The sequence below is a fragment of the Candidatus Pantoea symbiotica genome (assembly GCF_056491525.1).
Genome location: NZ_JBSZHR010000002.1, coordinates 3,200,075 through 3,222,055, shown reverse-complemented (window position 1 = coordinate 3,222,055; position 21,981 = coordinate 3,200,075). Strand labels below are relative to the sequence as shown.

Here is a 21,981-nt window from a genome sequence, read left to right as displayed (position 1 = left end):
GCAGGGCATTTTCATGGAGCAAGGCAATGAACCCACGTTACGATCACTATCTGGCGCTAAAAGGCGAGCATCCGAAAAAGTACGCCCGCGATCTCGCGGCATTGATGGGCATTGGCGAAGCGCAGCTGTGTGAAGCGCGTGTTGGCCAGGATACAAAGGCGTTAAAAACCGATTTCCCTGCGCTGCTGGCGGCACTGGCGGCGGTAGGTGAAACCAAAAGCATTACCCGCAATGAATATGCAGTCCACGAGCAGGTGGGCAAATATGAAAACCTGCACCTCGGCGAACACGCCGGACTGATTCTCAACCCGCGTGCGCTCGATCAGCGTCTGTTCCCGAGTCAGTGGCACAGCGCATTCTTCCTGCGCGAGCAGAGCGCTCATGGAGAACGTCAAAGCATCCAGATTTTTGATCGCCACGCTGATGCGGTGCTGAAAATCTACACCACCGACAACACCGATTTCGCCGCGTGGGATGCGTTGATTGCGGAGTTCGTGCAAGAGAACGCGGCGGCGTTAGATCCGCAACCCGCCAGCGCGCCGCAATACAGCAACGCGATTGATGCCAGCAAAGTGGAAGCCGAATGGCGCGCCATCACCGATGTGCATCAGTTCTTTGGTCTGCTGAAGCGTCACAACATCTCGCGCCCGCAGGCGTTCCGCGCGGTGGCGGACGATCTGGCGCGTCAGGTGAGCAATGACGCGCTGGCACAGTTGCTGGATCTGGCGCAGCAGGATGGCAACGAAATCATGATTTTCATCGGCAACCGTGGCTGCACGCAGATCTTTACCGGCGCGGTAGAGAAGCTGATGCCGATGGATAACTGGATCAACATTTTCAATCCGAGTTTCACGCTGCATTTAATGGCGGATCACATCAGCGAAAGTTGGGTGACGCGCAAACCAAGCGGCGACGGCTTCGTCACCAGCCTGGAACTGTTTGCCGCCGACGGCACGCAGATCGCGCAGCTGTACGGTCAGCGCAGCGAAGGCACGCCGGAGCAGGCGCGCTGGCGCGAGCAGGTAATGTCGCTGGAGGCGTTAGCATGAAAAAACTTTTGTTGCTGCTGACTGCGCTGGCGCTGCCCGCTGTAGCGGCCGAGCGGGTGATCTCGATTGGCGGTGACGTCACGCAGATCATCTACGCATTGGATGCGCAGCAGGATCTGGTGGCGCGCGACAGCACCAGCCAGCATCCGGCGCAGGCCAACAAGCTGCCGGATGTCGGTTATATGCGTCAGCTGAATGCCGAAGGGATTCTGGCACTGAAGCCGACGCTGGTGCTGAGCAGCGAGCTGGCAAAACCGTCGCTGGTATTGCAGCAGGTGGAGCAGGCGGGCGTGAAGGTGGTGGATGTCACCGGCAAAAACAGCCTCGACGCCATCCCGGAAAAAATCGCCACCATCGGCAAGGCGCTGCATCGTGAAGATGAAGCCAACGCGTTGATTGAAAAGGTCAACAAACAGCGCGCGCAGATCCCGCAACAATCTCTGCCAGTTAAAGTGCTGTTTATCATGGCGCACGGCGGCATGCGCACCCAGGCGGCGGGCGCGCAAACCGGCGCGGACGGCGCGATTCGCAGCGCTGGTCTGATCAACGCGATGGCGGCGGTGCCGCACTATCAGCAGCTGTCGCAGGAAGGCGTGGTCGCAGCCGCACCGGATTTGATCGTGGTGGGTGAAGATGGCCTGCGTACGCTGGGCGGCGAAGAGAAAGTGTGGGCGCTGCCCGGTTTGGCACTGACGCCAGCCGGTCAGCATCGCGCTTTGCTGGTGGTGGATGAGATGGCGCTGCTGAGCTTTGGTCTTGATACGCCGGGTGCGATTGTGAAGTTGCGCCGTGCCGCTGAAGCTATAAAACATGACTAATGCATCGGTGATGCGCTGGCTGCTGTTGATGGCCATCAGCACGCTGATATTAATGCTGATGGCCGCCAACTTCGGCGCGATGCCGCTTTCAATGCGCACCTTGCTGCGTGCGCCGCTGAGCGATATGGCGTGGCAAATCTGGATCAACATCCGTCTGCCGCGCGTGCTGCTGGCGGTGTTGCTCGGCATGGCGCTGGCGGTATCCGGCGCGGTGATGCAGGGATTGTTTCGCAATCCGCTGGCCGATCCCGGTTTGCTCGGCATCAGCAGCGGAGCGGGGTTGGCGGTGGCGATATCGATTGTCATCCCGCTCGGCTTGCCGCCGTTGCTGGCGCTGTGGCTGCCAACCCTCGCTGCCTTTATGGGTAGTTTGGTGGTGACGCTGCTGATCTTCAGTTTTAGCCGTCTGGCGCTGGGCAATTTGTCGCGCTTGCTGTTGGTCGGCATCGCCATCAATGCCTTGTGCGGTGCGGCGGTTGGCGTGCTGTCGTGGCTGAGTAACGATCAGCAGCTGCGTCAGCTAGCGCTGTGGGGCATGGGCAGTTTGAGCGCGGCGCAGTGGCCAAGTTTGATGGTGTGCGCAGTGCTGATTCTGCCGGCATTGATGGCGATTCAGCTGCGCGCGCGTCGTCTCAACTTGCTGCAACTCGGCGAAGAGGATGCGCATTACATGGGCATTGACGTTAAACGCACGCAGCGTCAGCTGCTGGTGCTGAGCGCGTTGCTGGTGGGCACCGCCGTGGCGGTGAGCGGCATTATCGGCTTTGTCGGTTTAGTGGTGCCGCACCTGATGCGCTTCTGTCTCGGCAGCGATCATCGCTGGATGCTGCCGGGATCGGCGCTGGCGGGCGCGATTTTGCTGCTGCTGGCCGATACGCTGGCGCGCACGGTGGTGGTGCCGGCGGAAATGCCGGTTGGCTTATTAACCAGCCTGCTGGGCGGTCCGTGGTTTCTCTGGCTGATTCTGCGAGAGCCCAAGGGGGATGAATGAGTGACTGCATGCAGGCGCGCGGACTGCGTTTTAGCCACGGCTCACGCGCCTTGATCGACGACGTTTCCCTGACTTTACAGCCTGGCGAAATGATCGCGCTGATCGGCCCCAACGGCGCGGGGAAATCCACGCTGCTGCGTTTACTCACCGGGTTTCTCACGCCTGAAGCGGGTGAATGCTGGCTCGGCGATCGGCCCCTAAATGATTGGCCGCGCGAACCGCTGGCGCAGCGCCGCGCGGTGATGCGTCAGCAAAATAGCGTGAGTTTTCCGCTGCCCGCCGCCGATGTGGTGGCGATGGGGCGTGCGCCCTGGCCGGGCGGTCAATCCAAAGCGGTAATCGAAGAAGTGATGCAGATTACCGGCAGCCTTGAGCTGGCAAAGCGTGATTATCGATCGCTTTCCGGTGGTGAACAGCAGCGCGTGCAGCTGGCGCGCGTGCTGGCTCAGCTGTGGCATGACGATGGTCCGCGCGGCTGGCTGTTTCTCGACGAACCCACTTCCGCGCTGGATCTGTTCTGGCAGCAGCACAGTTTGCGTTTGCTGCATCGCCTGACGCGCAACGGGCGCTTCAGCGTTTGTACTGTGCTGCACGATCTGAATCTCGCGTCGCTGTGGTCGGATCGCGTGCTGTTGCTGCATCAGGGCAAGTTGGTGGCAGAAGGCGCGCCGCATGAAGTGATGACTGAAAGCACGTTGACGCGCTGGTATCAGGCGGAACTGGATGTGGTGATGCAGGATGAGAAGGGCAGGCCGCAGATTCAGCTGCGCGCATGATGTTTCGTAGGGTGGGCATTCATGCCCACCAGGTGGTGATTCATGCGTACAAGGTCGCCATGAATGGCGACCCTACGTGCAGGGTTTTGTAGGGTGGGCATTTATGCACGTAGGGTTTTCGTAGGGTGGGCATTTATGCCCACCAGGCCGTGATTGATGTGTACAAGGTCGCCATGAATGGCGACCCTACGTGCAGGGTTTTGTAGGGTGGGCATTTATGCACGTAGGGTTTTCGTAGGGTGGGCATTTATGCCCACCAGGACGTGATTGATGTGTATAAGATCGCCATGAAAGGCGACCCTACGTGCAGGGTTTTGTAGGGTGGGCATTTATGCCCACCTGGCCGTGATTGATGTGTATAAGGTCGCCATGAATGGCGACCCTACGAATACATCAGCGGCAATCGACGATCAAACGTCCGCGTACTTTACCCGCTAACAATTGCTCGGCACCTTCGCGCGCTTCGCTCAGCGGAATCACCTTGGTTAACTGCTGCAACAGGTCGCCATCCACCAGTTCCGCCAGGCGCTGCCACGCCTGCTGACGCAGCGGTTTCGCGCACATCACGCTATCTACGCCCGCTAGCACCACGCCGCGCAGAATGAATGGCGCGACGCTGGTCGGCAGATCCAAACCTTGTGCCATGCCGCACGCTGCTACCACGCCATCGCGCTTGATGCCCGCTAACACATTGGCCAGCGTGTGGCTGCCAACGCTATCAATCGCCGCCGCCCAGCGCTCTTTTGCCAGCGGTTTGCCCGGCTCGCTCAGTTCTGCACGATCGATAATCGACGAGGCGCCAAGCGTGTTGATCAGGTAATCGCTATCGCTGGCGCGACCGCTGGAAGCAATAACCTCATAGCCGAGACGCGCCAGTAAGCTGACGCTGAAACTGCCAACGCCGCCGCTCGCGCCCGTCACCAAAACCGGGCCGTGCTGCGGCGTGATGCCCTGTTTTTCCAGCGCCAGCACGCATAGCATGGCGGTGAAGCCAGCGGTGCCAATCGCCATGGTTTGCAGCGGGCTCAGTGCGGCCGGTACTTTCACCAGCCAGTCGCCCGAGACGCTGGCTTTCTGCGCCAGTCCGCCCCAATGTTTCTCGCCTACGCCCCAGCCGGTGAGTAGCGCCACGTCGTCCTGCTGCCATTCGGCATGGCGGCTGCTGATCACCCGGCCAACAAAATCGATGCCGGGCACCATCGGGAATTGCCGCACAATCGGGCCTTTGTTGCAGATGGCGAGCGCGTCTTTGTAGTTGAGCGTGGAGTAGCTTACTTCGAGGGTGACATCCTGATCGGGCAGTTGTTTTTCTGACAGATCTTTCAGGGATGTGCGGTATCCCTGTTCATCATTTTCAATGACCAATGCCTTGAACATGCAGCCTCCGGCTGGTTGAGGAAAGTGGGGTAATAGTACTCCTTTTTTTGCCTTACCCAACCCTTACCCGCCGCGGGTTGTTCCCGCAAAAAAAAGATGACATTATTGCGCCCCAGTTAGTGATCAACTCCCAGATTTACTTCGCCGAGGAAACCTCCTCATTGCTGTGCCATCGGCACCCACTCATCCTCTCTCAGGGATTTGTGTTATGAACCCATTGAAAATTGCTGCCAGCGTTGCTGTAGCGCCAACCCTTAGTCTGAACACTGCGCGCGACGTGGTGACGCTGGACAATACCGACTTTACCGATGTCGCTGCGGTCGTGATCACCTTGTCGGACACGCGCAGTGGCGTGCTGACGCTGTTACGCAAAATCGGCTTTAATCTGCCGGTGTTTGTCGCCAATGCGTTCGATGAAGAAGTGCTGAAGCTGCCCGGCGTCACCGGTGAAATCAACGGCGCGCCAGAAGAGTGGGATGCGTTGGAAGAGGCCGCGCAGGCCTATGAAGCCGAGTTGCTGCCACCGTTCTTCGACACGCTAACGCGCTACGTCGATATGCAGAACAGCACCTTTGCCTGTCCGGGACATCAGGGCGGCGCTTTCTTCCGCAAACATCCGGCGGGACGTCAGTTTTATGAGTTCTACGGCGAGAACGTCTTCCGTTCTGATATGTGCAACGCCGACGTTAAGCTCGGCGATCTGCTGATCCACGAAGGCTCAGCCAAAGATGCGCAGAAGTTTGCGGCGAAAGTGTTTAACGCCGACAAAACCTACTTCGTGCTCAACGGCACGTCCAGCGCCAACAAAGTGGTGACCAACGCGCTGCTGACGCGCGGTGATCTGGTGCTGTTTGACCGCAACAACCACAAATCCAACCATCACGGCGCGCTGATTCAGGCGGGCGCGACGCCGGTCTATCTGGAAGCAGCGCGTAATCCGTTTGGCTTTATCGGCGGCATTGACGCGCACTGTTTTGACGATGCTTATCTGCGTGAAGAAATCGCCAAAGTGGCGCCTGAGCGCGCCAACGATCAGCGACCTTTCCGTCTGGCGATTATTCAGCTCGGCACCTACGACGGCACGGTGTATAACGCGCGTCAGGTGGTCGATCGCATCGGCCATCTGTGCGATTACATCCTGTTCGATTCGGCATGGGTCGGCTACGAGCAGTTTATTCCGTTGATGGCTGGCTGTTCGCCGCTGACGCTGGAGTTGAACGAGAACGATCCGGGCATCTTTGTGACGCAATCGGTGCACAAGCAGCTGGCCGGTTTCTCGCAGACGTCGCAAATCCACAAGAAAGACAATCACATCCGTGGGCAAAAGCGTTTCTGTCCGCACAAGCGCCTCAATAATGCGTTTATGCTGCACGCCTCAACCAGCCCGTTCTATCCGCTGTTTGCCGCGCTGGATATCAACGCCCGCATGCACCAAGGCGAGGCGGGACGCAGCATGTGGCACGAGTGCGTCACCATCGGCATTGATGCCCGCAAAGCGATTCTGGAACGTTGCGAGATGATCCAGCCGTTCCTGCCGGAAAAGGTCCACGGCAAGCTGTGGCAAGCGGCGGAAACGGAAGCTATCGCCGCCGATCCCGCTTACTTCAGCCTTGAACCGGGCGCGAAGTGGCACGGATTTGAAGGTTACGCGCAGCAACAGTATCTGGTTGATCCCTGCAAGCTGCTGCTTACCACGCCGGGCATTGACGCTGCCAGCGGTGAGTACACCAGCTTCGGTATTCCAGCGACTATTCTGGCCAACTATCTGCGCGAGAACGGCATCGTGCCGGAGAAGTGCGATCTCAATTCGATTCTGTTCCTGCTGACGCCAGCGGAAACGCCAGAGAAGATGGCGCATCTGGTGGCGATGCTGGTGCAGTTTGAGCAGCACGTGCGCGAGGATGCGCTGCTGGCGGAAGTGTTGCCGAGCGTGTATCGCAAGAATATCGAGCGCTACAAAGGTTACACGCTGCGCCGCTTGTGTCAGGAGATGCACGATCTCTACGTAAGTTTCGACGTTAAGGATCTGCAGAAAGCGATGTTCCGTTCAGCCTGCTTCCCGCCGGTGAAAGTGAATCCACAGGATGCGCATCAGGCCTACATTCGTGGCGAAGTGGAGCTGGTACCGATTGCCAAAGCCGAAGGGCGCATTGCGGCCGAAGGCGCCTTGCCGTACCCGCCGGGCGTGCTTTGCGTGGTGCCTGGCGAAGTGTGGGGCGGTGCAGTGCAGCGTTATTTCCTCGCGCTGGAAGAGGGCATCAACCTGCTGCCGGGCTTCTCGCCGGAGCTGCAAGGGGTTTACACCGAAGAAGATGAGAGCGGACGTTTGTGTCTAGTGGCGAATATGATGGTGTGAGATTTGCGTAATTATTAAAAAGGTCGCCATGAATGGCGACCCTACGCGTAGGGTGGGCATTTATGCCCACCGTTTCAATCAACGCACCGCATTAAAACCGACGATAACTGCGCTGCGCCTGGCTCACTTTATACAGATAACGACGTGATTCCGCAGATGGATGGTTGGTGGTCAGCGTCTGGTAAACTTCCGTCGGCGACATACTATTTATTGACGAGAACGCGCGATCCTTATCGCTGGAGAACACGCGCAGCACGCTGCCCGCACCGCCGTTGTACGCCGTAATCACCGCATAACGCCGTGATGTCGGATCCTGAATCCCACCTAAATAACTTCTCTGCAGCAGCGACAAATACGCGGTGCCCGCATCAATATTATTCTCAGGATCAAGCAGATAGCTGCGGCTTGGTTTGCCGCCTTTGCCTTTCATGCGGAACACATCGACACCGGCGGTGTGCTGCACCACCTGCATCAGTCCCAGCGCATCAGCATGGCTCACCGCATACGGGTTGAAGCTCGATTCAATTTGCATAATCGCCAGAATCAATGACGCATCGACGCCATATTGCTCAGCGGCTTTACGCACCATCGGCAGATATTTGTGCGCACGTTTGTCGAGGTGGTTTGGCACCATCGGAATGGTAACCGACCAGATGACGTGCAATCCGGAGGTGCGTTTCTGCAGTTTGTTTTGAATCAGGTAATCAGCAAAGCTACCGGCGCGGCCCTGCCAGCGAATCGGCTGGCCGGTATTATCCAGCACCTGGCCGTATAGCAGCGGCTCTTTACTGATTTGAATATCGTTGGCATCGGAGTAGAGATCGACATTGCCCGGATCTTCGCCAATCAACAGCGTGGTGATGATCGCCTGACGCAGGCTGGCCATCGGGTCGGTGCCGGAAATGGTCTCAATGGTGATGCTACCGCTGTCAAAGTTGATGTGACTGCGGGTGTAATAGCCGTCGCTATATTTGACGTAATCTTTCGGTCCGGCGATCAGAACTTCATTGATTCCCCAAATGTTTTCAATATTGTGGGCAAACTGACCCATCAAAATATCAAAACCGTTGGTGTCCTTGACCCACTCTTCATGGTACTGCGATTTTTTTTGTCCGGAGCAGGAGACCAAAAGTGGTGCAATCACCAAGAGCGCTATCAGTTTTTTATTCATTGTTAATGCGTGCCTGAATCGAAAAAGAGGGCCTCAAAGGGAAGCCCTGAACGGTTATTTTTCTGGCGGGGTGTAACCTTCAATGTGCACATCTTTGCCTTCGAACAGGAAATTGATCATCTCCTTCTCCAGCACTTTGCGATCTTCCGGGTTCATCATGCTCAATTTCTTCTCATTGATCAGCATGGTTTGCTTGGACATCCACTGCTGCCAGGCCTCTTTGGAGATCTCATTAAAGATGCGCTTACCCAGCTCGCCAGGATAGAGCTGAAAGTCCTGACCTTCAGCGTCGCGTTGCAGATAAGTACAAAAAATGGTGCGGCTCATTACTCTTCCTCTTCGGTCACGTCTGCTCGACGCGTAAGCTGCTGGGGATGGCGCAATTCATGCAGCAAGCGCTCAACCGGCGCCGCCAAACCCACTGACGGTGGTTGCGCTAAGTTATACCAGAGACCGCCCGCTTCATCCATCAGCGACCCAGCCGAAGGCCATGCTAGCCACATAGGCACAATGTCTAAGTGGAAATGGCTAAAGGTATGGCGGAACGCGGTGAGCTGCTGCGGTTTGGCATGAATGCCGCGCTCGGTTAGCCAGTCAGTTAGCGCTTGCTCACTTGTAAATTGTGGGAAGCAGAACAATCCGCCCCACAGGCCAACCGGCGGACGCTGCTCTAACCACACGTCATCGCCATCCTGCATCATCAACATCCAGCCGCTACGTTCTGGCAATGTCTGCTTGGGTTTTTTACCGGGATATTCAGCCCAGCTGCTGTTGGCATAAGCGACGCATCCGCTACTGAGCGGGCAGATTTCGCATTTAGGGCGTGAGCGAGTACATACTAACGCGCCAAGGTCCATCATTGCCTGATTAAACTGGCTGACGCCTGCCGCTGGCGTGACTTCTTCGCTGATCTGCCACAGCCGTTTTTCAACGTCCTTTTTACCCGGCCATCCGCCCACCGCGTAGCAGCGCGCCAGCACGCGTTTTACGTTGCCATCCAGAATCGGGAAGTGCAGACCCAGCGACAGCGATAACACCGCGCCCGCAGTAGAACGTCCAATGCCCGGCAGCGCCGCGACATCGTCAAAGTTACGCGGGAACTCGCCGCCGTGCATCTCCACCACCTGTTTCGCGGCTTTGTGCAGATTACGCGCACGCGCGTAATAGCCGAGTCCGGTCCACAGATGCAGCACTTCATCCAGCGGCGCAGCCGCCAGATCGGCCACCGTTGGGAAGCGCGCCATAAAGCGTTCAAAATAGGGAATGACGGTAGCAACCTGGGTTTGCTGCAGCATCACTTCAGAGAGCCATACCTTGTACGGCGTTTTCTCCTGCTGCCACGGCAGGGTTTTGCGACCGAAGCGCTGATACCAATCCAGCACTTGTTGCGCGAACGTCGGCGCTTGCATCATAAGAAGGAAATTTTCCGTGTTTACTCTACAATCAGGCAGGAATTCCAGCACAGAGACCTCAGGGTGTAAACCGGAACATTGCAAAGGCTTGCTTCTGCTTCCTAACTTTGCATAATGCCCGTTTCCCAGAACAGGCTAACCAGCAGGCTTCAACATGATTAATGACGTCATCACCCCAGAATTTGATGAGAACGGGCGGCCATTACGCCGTATCCGCAGTTTTGTGCGCCGTCAGGGGCGCTTAACGAAAGGACAGCAGCTCGCGCTCGATAATTTATGGCCGGAGATGGGCGTGGAGTTCCAGCAGGAGCCGCTGGATCTGGTGACGCTGTTTGGCCGCGACGCGCCGGTGGTGCTGGAGATCGGTTTCGGCATGGGCGCCTCGCTGGTGACCATGGCGCAGAACAATCCGCATCAGAACTTCCTCGGCCTGGAAGTGCATGCGCCGGGCGTGGGTGCTTGCCTGGCATCGGCGAAGGAAGCGGGCGTGGAAAACCTGCGCGTGATGTGTCACGACGCGGTGGAAGTGCTGCAGAAGATGATTCCGGATAACTCGCTGCGCATGGTGCAGCTGTTCTTCCCGGATCCGTGGCACAAAGCGCGCCATAACAAACGCCGCATCGTACAGGTGCCGTTTGCTGAGCTGGTGATGCGCAAATTGAAGCTGGGCGGCGTGTTCCATATGGCAACCGATTGGGAAGCCTACGCCGAACACATGTTAGAAGTGATGAGCAGCATCGACGGATATAAAAATCAGTCGGAAAGTAACAATTACGTGCCGCGTCCAGAAACGCGTCCGTTAACCAAGTTTGAGCAGCGCGGGCAGCGACTGGGCCATGGCGTATGGGATCTGATGTTTGAGAGGGTGAAATAATGGCCGTACAGCGTAGCCGTCGTTTGCGTAAAAAACTGCATATTGATGAGTTTCAGGAATTAGGCTTCTCCGTCGCCTGGCGTTTCGCCGAAGGCACCACCGAGGAGCAAATCGACGCCACTGTTGATCAGTTCATTAATGAAGTGATCGCGCCGAATGGTCTGGCGTATGACGGCAGCGGTTATTTGGTGTGGGAAGGTCTGGTGTGCTTGCAGGAAACCGGCAAATGCACCGATGAGCACCGCGAGCTGGTGCGCAAGTGGCTGGAAGCCCATAACCTGACCGATGTGCAGGTGACTGAACTCTTCGACGTTTGGTGGGACTAAGTTTTAGTGGTTGATGCGGGAAGGTGGCCATAAATGGCCACCCTACAACGGAATTCGTAGGGTCGCCATTTATGGCGACCTTTTTATTGCTCAGGAGATTTCATGGTTCGTAAGGCACTTATCGCCGCGCTGCTGCTGGCGGCAACTCAGGCTCAGGCTGCATACGAGTGCAGCGTCAAGCCACAGGATGATGTGATCATTAAACCGCAGAGCGTGCAGGTGGTGGGAACCAACGGCAACCTCGAAATCACTCCGCAGGGCGATGTGCAGTTTAATGGCCAGAAGGTCAACGTGGATAACGCCGCGCGCCAGAAAGCCATCGATTATCAAACCGCGCTGCGTCGCGATTTGCCGTGGATCGATAGCGGCGCGACCTCGCGTCTGGAACGCAGCCGCGTGGCGCTGGATAAAGTGATTGTCGAAAAGCTCGGCGAGAACAGTAACGTGCGTAATCGCCTCACCAAGCTGGATGGTCAGCTCAAGCAGCAAATGAACCGCATTATCGAGCATCGTCCAGACGGCTTGACCTTCCATCATCAGGCTATCGATCAGGTGCGCGCGGAAGGCGAGAAGCTGGTGCAGAGCACGCTCGGCGGCATCATGCAGGATAGCCTCAACGAAATGGGCAGCAGCCAGGCAGCAAACGGCAGCAATCCATTGCAGGCAATCATGGGCAACCTTGGCGGCTTACAGCAGTCGGTGCAGGCGGAATGGAATAAGCAGGAGCAGGATTTCCAGAACTTCGGCCACGAAGTGTGTAACCGCGTTACCGTACTTGAAGATCAGCGCAAAGGATTGATGCAGGGCGTTAAAGGATAATTGCCCAGAGTTTGAGAAAGCCAGCCCATAACGGGCTGGCTTTTTAGTTTTAAGCGTTACTGCATTTAAGAATCCGGGATTCGGGACGAATCTGATAACTGTAAAAATTCTAATTAATAAAGATGGCAATGGTTTAGCAACTCCATGAAATCATTTATTTTTTAAGGAATTTTTATGCTATTTTCTAACGCCTCTGCTTCCAATAATAATCCTTTGGTACTCCCACCGCTTATCGTGCTAGCCGAATCCGGTTGGTATAACGATGCGCAAAAGCGCTGGGAAGGCAGCGTGCCATCACCAGACACTGTTACAGTAATCATCACCATCAACGGAAAAAATCCAATTAGCGTGCCGGTAGTGGGCGGTCGTTTTGAATGGACGCCCACGATGCCATTGGCAGATGGCGAATATGTTCTCACCTTTACTGCGATGGATGCTGCCGGTAACAGCAGTACGCCCATTGTCGTCGATTACAACATTGATACCATTGCGCCAGACAAGCCGGTTATCACCGCAATTGAAGACGATGTTGATGGCGGTATCCAGAACGGTAATAGCATTAAGCGTAACGGTTATACCAACGATGCTAACCCAATGATTCGCGGCGAGGCTGAAGCGAACAGCCTGGTATACATTTACAACAAAAACAGCAAAACTCCGCTAGCTTCGGTAAAGGCGAATTCGCATGGTGAATGGGAAGTCGAAGTCAATTTGCCAAGTGATGGCGCTTATGAACTCAGCGCCGTGGCAGAAGATCGAGCTGACAATCGCAGTCAGGCATCGCCGAAATGGAAATTTGAACTTGATACGCAGAAGCCCAATGAGGCAGCAATCAGTTTCTATAAGGATGATGTGGGTCTCTATCGTGGCGAGTTTAATTTTAATCGCGCCACCGATGATCGTCGCCCAGAGCTTCATGGCAAAGGCGAGTTTGGAGAATTTGTGCGTGTACAATATGCCAGTAAGAACGGCAGTTGGATAACCACTGCAACCGTAACGGTTGATAGCAATGGCCAATGGAAGTGGACACCACCCATTGATCTTGCGGATGGCGAGTGGAGTTTCCGCGTTCGCGGCATCGACCACGCGGGTAATGTGAGCAAATGGAGTAGCAGCACGTCGCTGATCATCGACACCACTACTATCCAGCCAACCATTTTGCAGGCGATTGATAATGTTGGGCCGATCAGCAATATATCACCAGGACAAGCAACCGATGACCCACGGCTGGATTTCAGCGGTAAAGCGGAAGCCAGCAGTCTGGTTACCCTTTATCAAAATGGTATTGCTGTTGGCTCTACTCAGGCAAGCGTTTATGGTGACTGGAAAATTACGCCATCTAAAGACATGACTGTTGGGATAAATAATTTTAGCGTCAAGGCGATAGATGCTGCAGGTAATGAAAGTGTGTATTCCACCCAATATCCGGTGCATTATAAGCCGTTACCAGAATATGAAAGAAACTACGAAGACTGGGAGTCCAGAGGGAATGATAACTGGTCAACAGGTAGAATTTATAACTATGGCAAGCTTAAAGTCACTGAATTGAAACACGGTGATGCAGCGAATGGCTGGCATACGGGAATTATGACGAACGGCAAGACACATAATGATTATTATCATGGTCGTGCAGTCACTATGTTGGATAACTCCATTGTTAAATATGATTTTGCTGAAACCGACTACGTTGCTTTCAATTACGGTAACTTACACAACAATAATACTCAGGTAAAAATTTTCTCGCCAAACGGTGAACTGATCGCCACTCAATTTCTCGCCAGCAGTGGCACCATTAATTATGAATATCAGAGTAGCAAATTTAGTTATCAAACAACGGCCAATAAACCGATTGGTTACATAGAAGTGCACTCTGCAGTTGATCCAGATACCTATGCGTATTATTGGTACAAGGGCTGGGTTAAAACGGTCAATGATGTTGGCTGGACCATTGATACTATGACCTGGGGAAGTGGTGAAGCAGGTGGGGTTAGTAAAGTTAACAGCATCGCTTCAACAGATGCGTCCCCAATCTACTCCCCAACTGCAGGTGAACTGCATATTATTGATGTCGCCAATTGGTTAATCACCACACAGTATTTGCATCCTGAAACTGCGGCAAGCATTGTCTTTGATAGTGCCAACCAGATAATTGATTTTGCAGCAGTGAGTGAGCGTGTGGATGGCATGCAAAAAATCGATATTACTGGTGTAGGCAATAATCAGCTTAATCTTGATTTAAAAGTATTGCTGACTGAAGGCGCCAATGGTTTATTTATCAGTGATAACAGTAAGCAATTTATGATTGATGGTGATGCCGGTGACCGAGTTATTCTTGATCGTGCTGAGTTCAGCGATGGCTGGTTAATGTCACAGAATAAAGTGCAGGTTGGCGGAGAAAACTGGACTCTGTTAACTAACAGCAAGGAGCATTACACGGTGTTAGTGAACCAGGAAATAGATATTACTTACGGCTAATACGCGAAAAAATGCCCGGTTTATGCCGGGCATTCTTTTACTCTTCGGTCAGGAATAGCTCCAGCAGCGAGTTCAGGAACAGTTTCCCTTTCTCAGTGATCTGCCAGTTTTCGACTGATTCCACCACGTATCCCGCACTTATCGCCGCATCAATTTGCGGGCGAATCACCTGCTCATCCATGCCGGTATAGCGACGGAAATCTGCGCGCGGTGCTGCTTCCAGCAGACGGAAACGGTTCATAAAGAACTCGAACGGTTTGTCGTTCTCGGCCACGTCGTGCTGCTTATCGAGATAGTTGCCTTTCATAAAGCCGCGCGGATGGCGGGTTTTTACCGTACGCACGATGCGACCATCGGCTTGCGTCAGCTTGCCGTGTGCGCCACAGCCAATGCCGAGGTAATCACCGAAGCGCCAATAGTTGAGATTGTGCTCGCAGCGATAACCCGGTTTGGCATACGCCGAGGTTTCATATTGTTGATAGCCCGCAGCGCTCAGCAGTTGATGACCTTGCTCAAAGATATCCCACAGCGCATCGTCATCCGGCAGTTTCGGCGGACGCGATCCGAATAAGGTATTCGGCTCAATCGTCAGCTGATACCACGACAGATGCGGTGGGTTGAGCGCAATCGCCTGGCGCAAATCATCCAGCGCTTCTTCCAGCGACTGATCCGGCAAGCCGTGCATCAGGTCGAGGTTAAAGCTGCGCAGACCTAAACCTTCCGCCAGCTGTGCAGCGCGCACCGCTTCTTCCGGCCCGTGAATGCGGCCAAGGCGCTCCAGCTTTTGGGGACTGAAACTCTGCACGCCAATCGAAATACGGTTAATACCGGCTTTCTGGTAGCCGCTAAAGCGATCGGCTTCCACGGTGCCCGGATTGGCTTCCATGGTGATTTCCGCATCGGCCGCCAGCGGCAAACGCGCACGCACGCCGTCCATCAGCATCTGCATTGCATTGCTGCTCAGCAAGCTTGGCGTACCGCCGCCGATGAAAATAGTGCGCACTTCACGCCCGCCGGTCAGCGGCAAATCCTGTTCGAGATCGTTAAGCAGGTGCTGCACATACTCAATGTGCGGCACCTCGCCTTTTAACGCGTGAGAGTTGAAATCACAGTACGGACACTTCTGCACACACCACGGAATGTGGATATACAGGCTTAACGGCGGCAACTCAGGTAAAAAATCAGGCATTGCGCATCGCTTCCAGCAGCAGCGTCAATGCTTTTCCACGGTGAGAGACGGCGCGCTTTTCGTCTTTACTCAGCTCTGCCGCCGTTTTACCTAATTCAGGTACATAAAAGATGGGATCGTAACCGAAACCGCCTGCGCCCGCTGCCGCGCGGGTGATTTCCCCGGCCCAGCTACCGTGGAACACCAGCGGCGTTGGATCGGCGGCGTGACGCACGTAAACCAGCACGCAGTGGAACTGCGCCTGACGTTCGCCATCCGGCACGTTTTCTAATGCTACCAGCAGCTTATCCCGATTTTCCTGATCGCTGGCATCAACGCCCGCATAGCGCGCGGAGTAGATCCCCGGCGCGCCGCCCAGCGCATCGACCGCCAGACCGGAATCATCGGCAATCGCCGGCAAACCGGTAATCTCAGCCGCATGACGCGCTTTCAGGATGGCGTTTTCGATAAAGGTCAGGCCGGTTTCTTCCGCCGACTCAACGCCGAGTTCGGTTTGCGCCACGATATCAAGCCCGAAGGCCGCTAACAGATCGGCCAGTTCACGAACTTTGCCCGGATTACCGGTAGCGAGAACAACTTTTTGCATAACAGTTCCAGATAGACGAATTACAGCAAATACCAGAGACCTGGGAACAGGTCCATGCCGAGGAAATTCAGCGCGTACAGCACCAGAATCACAATCATGGCAGAGAAATCGATACCGCCCATCGCCGGCAGAATACGGCGAATTGGCGACATCAGCGGTTCAGTCAGCTGCATCAAAACCTGATCCACCGGGCCGCGACCCTGGCTGATCCAGCTCATCAGCGAACGAATGATGATCACCCAGAACACCAGATAACCGGCGGATTTCACCAGCGACAACAGACCAACCAGCAGGTTGGTGGGATCAACCGAGAACACGCCGACCTGAATCAGCAGTAAAATCGGATACTTCAGCGTGGTCAGCACAAAGGCCAGCAGCAGCGATGCGGTATCAATCGGCCCAATCGCCGGGATCACGCGGCGCAGCGGTTTGATAATCGGTTGGGTGATCTTCACGACAAACTGCGCCAGCGGGTTGTAGAAGTCACAGCGCGACCACTGCATCCAGATGCGCAGCAGCAGCACCATCACGTACAAATCGATCAGCGTTTTGACTAAAAACGTCAGTGTTAACATGAGGTTCCTCAATTATTGTTGTGAAGGTCGCGCATAATCCCGCGCGCCAAAAACGGCGGTGCCAATACGCACCATGGTGCTGCCCGCGGCGATAGCCGCGTCCATATCGTCGCTCATTCCCAGAGAAAGCGTATCGACGTCAGGATAATCCTGTTTTAAGGCATGAAACGCGGCGGCCATCTGCTGACACACCGCTAATTGCCGCGCGTAGTCTGATTCGGGTGCCGGAATCGCCATTAGCCCCCGCAAGCGCAGCTGCGGCAGTGCGGCGATCTGCTGCGCCAGCTCCGGCAACGCCTCCAGCATGATGCCAGATTTGCTGTTCTCGTCACTGATATTTACCTGAATTAACACGTTGAGCGGCGGCAACGACGCCGGGCGCTGATCGTTCAGGCGCTGCGCGATGCGCTGGCGGTCAACGGTGTGGCACCAGGCGAAGTTTTCCGCTACCAGACGGCTTTTATTGGATTGCAGCGGGCCGATAAAGTGCCATTGCAAATCAGGATGTGCGGCCAGCTCAGCCACTTTTTCAACCCCTTCCTGCACGTAATTTTCACCGAACGCTTGTTGTCCAGCGGCAATGGCTTCTGCGACCGCGCTCGCAGGTTTGGTTTTGCTCACTGCAAGCAGCGTAATTTCTTCTGGCGCGCGGCCGCAACGTGCGGCGGCAGCGGCGATACGCTCACGCACTTGCTGTAAGTTGTGCTCAATGGAAGTCATAGTCAGGAGAAGTTAAATGGAGTTGGATGAAATTGTGGCCCTTAGTGTAAAGCATAACGCCGCCGATCTGCACCTTTGCAGCGGACATTTGCCGCACTGGCGGCGACAAGGCGTGCTGGAGCCGATTCCGCAGCAAAACGCGCTAGATGGCGGCTGGCTGGAAGCCTTTATGCAGCAGTGGCTCACAGCGTCGCAACAGGCCGAGCTGGAGGAGAACGGCCACGTTGACTTTGCCATCACGCTTGCCAGCGGCATTCGACTGCGCGCCAACCTTTTTATGCAGCGTCACGGCTTATCGCTGGCGCTGCGGTTGATTGCCAGCCAGGCGCCCGATCTCAGCAGCCTGCATTTACCCGACGTAGTGAGCCAGCTATTACAGCTGGAAGAGGGGCTGATTTTAATTACCGGCGCCACCGGCAGCGGCAAATCCACTACGCTGGCGGCGATGGTGGATTGCCTGAACCGCCAACAGGCGCGGCACATCCTGACGCTGGAAGATCCGATTGAGTTTGTGCATCGCAGCCAGCGATCGCTGATTCAGCAGCGTGAAGTCGGCGCGCATTGCGCGTCGTTTCAACACGGGCTGAAAGCTGCGCTGCGTGAAGATCCTGATGTGATTCTGCTCGGTGAATTGCGTGATAGCGAAACGATACGCCTGGCGCTCACTGCGGCAGAAACCGGGCATCTGGTGCTGGCTACACTCCATACGCGCGGCGCAACCCAGGCGGTTGATCGGCTGGTAGATGTGTTTCCTGCCGAGGAGAAAAACCTGGTGCGCACCCAATTAGCGGGCAGCCTGAAAGCGGTGCTGGCGCAGCGTTTAGTGCCGGCAAAAGCGGGCGGGCGAATTGGCTTGTTTGAAGTGTTGGTGGCGACGCCAGCGGTGGCGAATCTGATTCGCGAGGGCAAGATGCATCAGTTGCCTGGCGTGTTGCAAACCGGTGCGCAGGCGGGCATGCAGACATTTGCGCAGAGCGAGCAGGGGCGGCAGTTGGCGGGGATGATTTAACGTGTTGTTGTTATATCGGTCGCCATGAATGGCGACCCTACGACCTGAGGGATCCCCAGGAATATCGTTAATACACATATACGATATTCCTGTAACTCGCTGATAGTTCGGCTCGCACCGTTTCTATATCCAGCTGACTGATCCCTGCCGGGTTGTGCCTTATCGCATTTCTTGCCAGCGTAAGGTATGACAGTACTCGCCGGTGTTGCACCGTGTTCGCCTGATAAAACCGGTGCTCGCCTTTGCTTTCAAGCGCGTAGCCCATCAGCCACAGTAAGATGCTGCACAGCGTCGACAGCAGGTTCAGCACTGACATCCTTTCCACACTCCGGCTGAAGCTGCTTCTCAGCCCCATACCGTAACGTTCACTCTTTTCATCCCGGAAGTTCTGTTCTATCTGCATTCTCCGGCTGTAAAGCTTCATTACCGTCCGTGGCTTCAGCTCCGCATCGCTGGTAAACAGCACCCACGGCTCACGGGCCAGGCGACTCTGGTTTGCCTCTTCGCGCGTGTAAAAAAAACGATCCCGGCTTTTCTTTCCGTGACGATTTTTGGGCGCTCTCTTATGAACGTGCACGAAGCCGTAAGCCGGTGATTTTTTATATCGCGTCAGCCGGGCCGCACCAGCACAGCGCGGCGTTGTGCCGGCTTTTAGCTGACCCGGCGTTACCCACTCATCCGTTCCGGCCAGCTTCAGAACGCCGTTGCCCCTGAGCCGGCCGATGAAGTGCCATCCGTGCGACTGAACGCGGTTAAACCACTCGCGGCGGAACCCGGCATCGGTGACGATGGTCACTTTCCTGTCTCCCATACACCCGGCCAGTTCGTCCAGAAAGCGGTTCTGAAGGTCGGGATTTCCCAGCTTATCGCCTTCTGCGATGAGGCTCAGCAGCGGGATAGTGCGTCCGTCCGCCAGCAGGCTGGCACGCAAAAGGCTGAAGGACTGAGTCGGCCAGGCGCTCCAGTCCACGGCAATGACGCACTCCTTCATGTCCCGGATAAGCCAGCAGATAATGTCGCGTGACAGCGCGGGCACCTCCCGGTGGAGGGCAGCATTCCCCATAAGGCGGTCAACGCGTTTGATTTTGTGCTTAACGCGGGCATCGCCCGCAAGAGAGCGACCAATGCTGGTCAGATTGAGGGAAGCACCGCGGGTCAGGGAAATCGTCATATCAGTGAGGGCGTTACGACGATACTGATGGGTGCTGGCTAAAGATTCCCGTAAAAATTTATGGCAAAATGCGGAAGCAGGCATAGTGGCGATCTTATTTTTTGTTGGCGCAATAATTAGATCATTTTTCCACTGTGCCTGCTTCGTTTTTGTGGGGATTCATCAGCCCTACGACAAGCCAATGACGGCAGCGTGTATGGATTTACCGTAGGGTGCGCATAAATGCGCACCGGGTTTTGTCCGCGCTTTAATGCGTATCAAACCAATCTTCGAGGATAATCACGGCGGATTGGGAATCAACCTGGCCTTTCTGTAACGCACGAAAGCCGCCGCGTTCAAACAGATCGGCACGCGCTTCGACGGTGCTCAGGCGCTCGTCCTGCAGCTCGACGCGAACGCCAAAACGGCCATGCAGGCGATTGGCGAACTTACGTGCGCGTGCAGTGAGCTCCTGTTCGGTGCCATCCATATTCAGCGGCAAACCCACCACCACATAATCGGGCTGCCACTCTTTCAGCAGCTTTTCGATCAGCTTCCAGTCCGGCGTGCCATCCTGCGCTTTTAGCGCCGTCAGCGCGCGGGCGGTGCCCGTTAGCTGCTGACCGACCGCAACGCCGATGCTTTTGGTGCCGAAATCGAAGCCCAGTAAGGTTTCACTGGCCATCAGGCGTGTCCTGCATCGGTGGCAATGTTGTGAATATCGACACCTAAACCGCGTGCCGCTTCACGCCAGCGCTCAGCGATGGGCGTCTGGAACAGAATATTGGTGTTAGCCGGCGAGGTGAGCCAGGCATTCTCCAGCAGCTCATCTTCCAGCTGACCTTTCTCCCAGGCGCAATAACCCAGCGCCACCAGCACGTTATCGGGCTGCGAAGTGGTACCGATCGCTTCCAGCACATCACGCGATGTGGTGATCACCGTGGTGTCTGAAATACGAATGCTCGAGGAGTAAATGCGCTGTGCCGAGTGCAGGATGAAACCACGATCTTCCGCCAGCGGACCACCGGCGAACACCGGCTTGTCCAGTTTGATGGCAGGATCGCGTTCGGATGCGCTAATTTTTAGCTTTTTCAGAATGCCTTCAACCGTCAGGTTATCCATCGGCTTATTCACGATCAAACCCATGGCGCCATCTTCATTGTGCTCGCAGATATAGACTACCGAGCGTTTGAACAGTGGGTCCTGCAGCGACGGCATCGCAATTAAAAAATGATGCTGTAAATTCATTATCACTCGTATACCAAAAATAACCGGCGCAGCCGCGGCAGCGCCGGTTTTGGGTGTTCACGGAGTGGAGACTCCGACGGCATCAGCCCAGGCGTTTCTCAATGGCATCCATCAGCATGCCAGTGATCGATATCGGGAACGCGGCCTCGATTTCACGTACGCAGGTTGGGCTGGTCACGTTAACTTCAGTCAGTTTATCACCGATGATATCCAGGCCGACAAAAATCAGCCCTTTAGCTTTCAGCGTTGGGCCGACGCGACGTGCAATTTCCCAGTCGCTGTCGCTCAGTGGACGCGCTTCACCACGGCCACCGGCCGCCAGATTACCGCGCGTTTCGCCACCTTGCGGAATACGCGCCAGGCAGTACGGCACAGGTTCGCCATCCACCACCAATACGCGTTTGTCGCCATCTTTAATCGCTGGCAGATAGTTCTGCGCCATGCAGAAGTTCTGGCCATGATTGGTCAGGGTTTCGGTGATCACGCCAAAGTTGGGATCGTCTTGCTTCACGCGGAAGATCGATGCGCCGCCCATGCCGTCCAGCGGCTTCAGGATCACGTCGCCATGTTCCTGCCAGAAGGCGCGCAGCTGCTCTTTGTTGCGCGTGACCAGCGTATCTGGCGTCAGGTCGGCAAACCATGCGGTGTAGAGCTTCTCGTTGCAGTCGCGCAGGCTCTGCGGTTTGTTGACGATCAGCGTGCCTTGCTCTTCTGCGCGTTCCAGCAGGTAAGTGGCGTAGATAAATTCGGTGTCGAACGGCGGATCTTTACGCATCAGCACCACGTTGAGATCGGCCAGCGGGATATTCTGCTCGCTGCCAAACGTGTACCAGTTGTCGTAGTTCTGCTCAACGCTCAGCAGACGGGTGCGCGCATAGCTCACGCCACCGCGCAGGGAGAGATCGCTCATCTCCATGTAATGAATTTCGTAACCACGGCGCTGTGCTTCCAGCAACATGGCGAAGCTGGTGTCTTTTTTAATGTTGATGGACGAAATTGGGTCCATAACGATGCCAAGCTTAATCATTATTCTCTCCTGTACGGGGGAATCTGCCGCCCC

At 55.6% G+C, this 21,981-nt stretch carries 22 protein-coding genes; 10 read left to right on the top strand and 12 right to left on the bottom strand.

Features of this window, described 5'->3' with window-relative positions:
* Positions 1–26: 26 nt before the first annotated feature.
* Genes ACXIZX_RS15435 through ACXIZX_RS15420 form a run of 4 tightly spaced genes read left to right on the top strand, consistent with a single transcriptional unit; the run spans position 27 to position 3,634 of the window.
* On the top strand, positions 27–1,049 hold the full coding sequence (locus tag ACXIZX_RS15435) for a hemin-degrading factor (protein ID WP_479404481.1): 1,023 nt from the start codon (positions 27–29) through the stop codon (positions 1,047–1,049).
* Positions 1,046–1,867: a heme/hemin ABC transporter substrate-binding protein gene (locus tag ACXIZX_RS15430; protein ID WP_479404480.1), complete on the top strand. Its 822-nt coding sequence runs from the start codon at positions 1,046–1,048 to the stop codon at positions 1,865–1,867. The genes ACXIZX_RS15435 and ACXIZX_RS15430 overlap by 4 nt, the downstream gene beginning before the upstream one ends.
* Positions 1,860–2,858: a FecCD family ABC transporter permease gene (locus tag ACXIZX_RS15425; RefSeq protein WP_479404479.1), complete on the top strand. Its 999-nt coding sequence runs from the start codon at positions 1,860–1,862 to the stop codon at positions 2,856–2,858. Before ACXIZX_RS15430 ends, ACXIZX_RS15425 begins: the two co-directional genes overlap by 8 nt.
* Positions 2,855–3,634, top strand: coding sequence for a heme ABC transporter ATP-binding protein (locus ACXIZX_RS15420; protein WP_479404478.1), 780 nt, complete (start codon positions 2,855–2,857; stop codon positions 3,632–3,634). The genes ACXIZX_RS15425 and ACXIZX_RS15420 overlap by 4 nt, the downstream gene beginning before the upstream one ends.
* A 393-nt stretch (positions 3,635–4,027) precedes the next feature.
* Here the strand turns inward: ACXIZX_RS15420 and acuI are convergent, their stop codons facing one another.
* Positions 4,028–5,011, bottom strand: coding sequence for an acrylyl-CoA reductase (NADPH) (gene acuI, locus ACXIZX_RS15415; protein ID WP_179452185.1), 984 nt, complete (start codon positions 5,009–5,011; stop codon positions 4,028–4,030).
* Between the two features lie 208 nt (positions 5,012–5,219).
* Here acuI and ACXIZX_RS15410 point away from each other — a divergent pair, with 208 nt between their 5' ends.
* Entirely contained in the window at positions 5,220–7,367 is a 2,148-nt protein-coding gene (locus ACXIZX_RS15410; protein ID WP_479404477.1) for an ornithine decarboxylase, read from the top strand.
* Between the two features lie 91 nt (positions 7,368–7,458).
* Here the strand turns inward: ACXIZX_RS15410 and mltC are convergent, their stop codons facing one another.
* The 3 genes from mltC to mutY are packed head-to-tail and all read right to left on the bottom strand — an operon-like array spanning position 7,459 to position 9,950.
* Positions 7,459–8,538: a membrane-bound lytic murein transglycosylase MltC gene (gene mltC / locus ACXIZX_RS15405; RefSeq protein WP_008107227.1), complete on the bottom strand. Its 1,080-nt coding sequence runs from the start codon at positions 8,536–8,538 to the stop codon at positions 7,459–7,461.
* A gap of 54 nt (positions 8,539–8,592) precedes the next feature.
* A complete protein-coding gene (locus ACXIZX_RS15400) occupies positions 8,593–8,865 on the bottom strand; it encodes an oxidative damage protection protein (RefSeq protein WP_007890330.1) in 273 nt (90 codons plus the stop codon).
* Positions 8,865–9,950: an A/G-specific adenine glycosylase gene (mutY, locus tag ACXIZX_RS15395; RefSeq protein WP_154155280.1), complete on the bottom strand. Its 1,086-nt coding sequence runs from the start codon at positions 9,948–9,950 to the stop codon at positions 8,865–8,867. Before mutY ends, ACXIZX_RS15400 begins: the two co-directional genes overlap by 1 nt.
* A 154-nt stretch (positions 9,951–10,104) precedes the next feature.
* Here mutY and trmB point away from each other — a divergent pair, with 154 nt between their 5' ends.
* From trmB to ACXIZX_RS15375, 4 genes are all read left to right on the top strand, one after another.
* Entirely contained in the window at positions 10,105–10,824 is a 720-nt protein-coding gene (gene trmB, locus ACXIZX_RS15390) for a tRNA (guanosine(46)-N7)-methyltransferase TrmB (RefSeq protein ID WP_008107230.1), read from the top strand.
* Positions 10,824–11,150: a YggL family protein gene (locus ACXIZX_RS15385; RefSeq protein WP_008107231.1), complete on the top strand. Its 327-nt coding sequence runs from the start codon at positions 10,824–10,826 to the stop codon at positions 11,148–11,150. The genes trmB and ACXIZX_RS15385 overlap by 1 nt, the downstream gene beginning before the upstream one ends.
* A gap of 102 nt (positions 11,151–11,252) precedes the next feature.
* Positions 11,253–11,969, top strand: a complete 717-nt coding sequence (locus ACXIZX_RS15380; protein WP_008107233.1) for a YggN family protein — start codon at positions 11,253–11,255, stop codon at positions 11,967–11,969.
* Between the two features lie 174 nt (positions 11,970–12,143).
* Entirely contained in the window at positions 12,144–14,444 is a 2,301-nt protein-coding gene (locus tag ACXIZX_RS15375) for an Ig-like domain-containing protein (protein WP_479404476.1), read from the top strand.
* Between the two features lie 37 nt (positions 14,445–14,481).
* On the opposite strand, the gene hemW is transcribed toward ACXIZX_RS15375, so the two are convergent.
* The 4 genes from hemW to ACXIZX_RS15355 are packed head-to-tail and all read right to left on the bottom strand — an operon-like array spanning position 14,482 to position 17,514.
* On the bottom strand, positions 14,482–15,633 hold the full coding sequence (gene hemW / locus ACXIZX_RS15370) for a radical SAM family heme chaperone HemW (protein WP_479404475.1): 1,152 nt from the start codon (positions 15,631–15,633) through the stop codon (positions 14,482–14,484).
* Complete coding sequence (locus ACXIZX_RS15365; protein WP_479404474.1) at positions 15,626–16,219, bottom strand: XTP/dITP diphosphatase; 594 nt, start codon at positions 16,217–16,219, stop codon at positions 15,626–15,628. Before ACXIZX_RS15365 ends, hemW begins: the two co-directional genes overlap by 8 nt.
* A gap of 20 nt (positions 16,220–16,239) precedes the next feature.
* Complete coding sequence (locus ACXIZX_RS15360) at positions 16,240–16,794, bottom strand: YggT family protein (RefSeq protein WP_008107240.1); 555 nt, start codon at positions 16,792–16,794, stop codon at positions 16,240–16,242.
* Positions 16,795–16,806: 12 nt separating this feature from the next.
* The gene (locus ACXIZX_RS15355; RefSeq protein ID WP_008107243.1) at positions 16,807–17,514 is read right to left on the bottom strand and encodes a YggS family pyridoxal phosphate-dependent enzyme; all 708 of its coding nucleotides are present in this window, start codon (positions 17,512–17,514) and stop codon (positions 16,807–16,809) included.
* 16 nt (positions 17,515–17,530) lie between these two features.
* On the opposite strand from ACXIZX_RS15355, the gene ACXIZX_RS15350 reads away from it, so the two are divergent.
* Positions 17,531–18,523, top strand: coding sequence for a type IV pilus twitching motility protein PilT (locus ACXIZX_RS15350; RefSeq protein ID WP_479404473.1), 993 nt, complete (start codon positions 17,531–17,533; stop codon positions 18,521–18,523).
* A 67-nt stretch (positions 18,524–18,590) separates the two neighbouring features.
* Here ACXIZX_RS15350 and ACXIZX_RS15345 read toward each other — a convergent pair whose 3' ends face one another.
* The 4 genes from ACXIZX_RS15345 to gshB form a co-directional block, all read right to left on the bottom strand.
* Positions 18,591–19,778 (bottom strand): IS4 family transposase, encoded by a 1,188-nt coding sequence (locus tag ACXIZX_RS15345; RefSeq protein WP_479404472.1) that lies wholly within the window; start codon positions 19,776–19,778, stop codon positions 18,591–18,593.
* A gap of 163 nt (positions 19,779–19,941) precedes the next feature.
* A complete protein-coding gene (gene ruvX, locus ACXIZX_RS15340; RefSeq protein WP_061720236.1) occupies positions 19,942–20,358 on the bottom strand; it encodes a Holliday junction resolvase RuvX in 417 nt (138 codons plus the stop codon).
* Positions 20,358–20,921: a YqgE/AlgH family protein gene (locus ACXIZX_RS15335; RefSeq protein WP_008107249.1), complete on the bottom strand. Its 564-nt coding sequence runs from the start codon at positions 20,919–20,921 to the stop codon at positions 20,358–20,360. The genes ruvX and ACXIZX_RS15335 overlap by 1 nt, the downstream gene beginning before the upstream one ends.
* A gap of 82 nt (positions 20,922–21,003) precedes the next feature.
* Positions 21,004–21,948, bottom strand: coding sequence for a glutathione synthase (gene gshB, locus ACXIZX_RS15330; protein WP_008107250.1), 945 nt, complete (start codon positions 21,946–21,948; stop codon positions 21,004–21,006).
* Between the last annotated feature and the right edge of the window lie 33 nt (positions 21,949–21,981).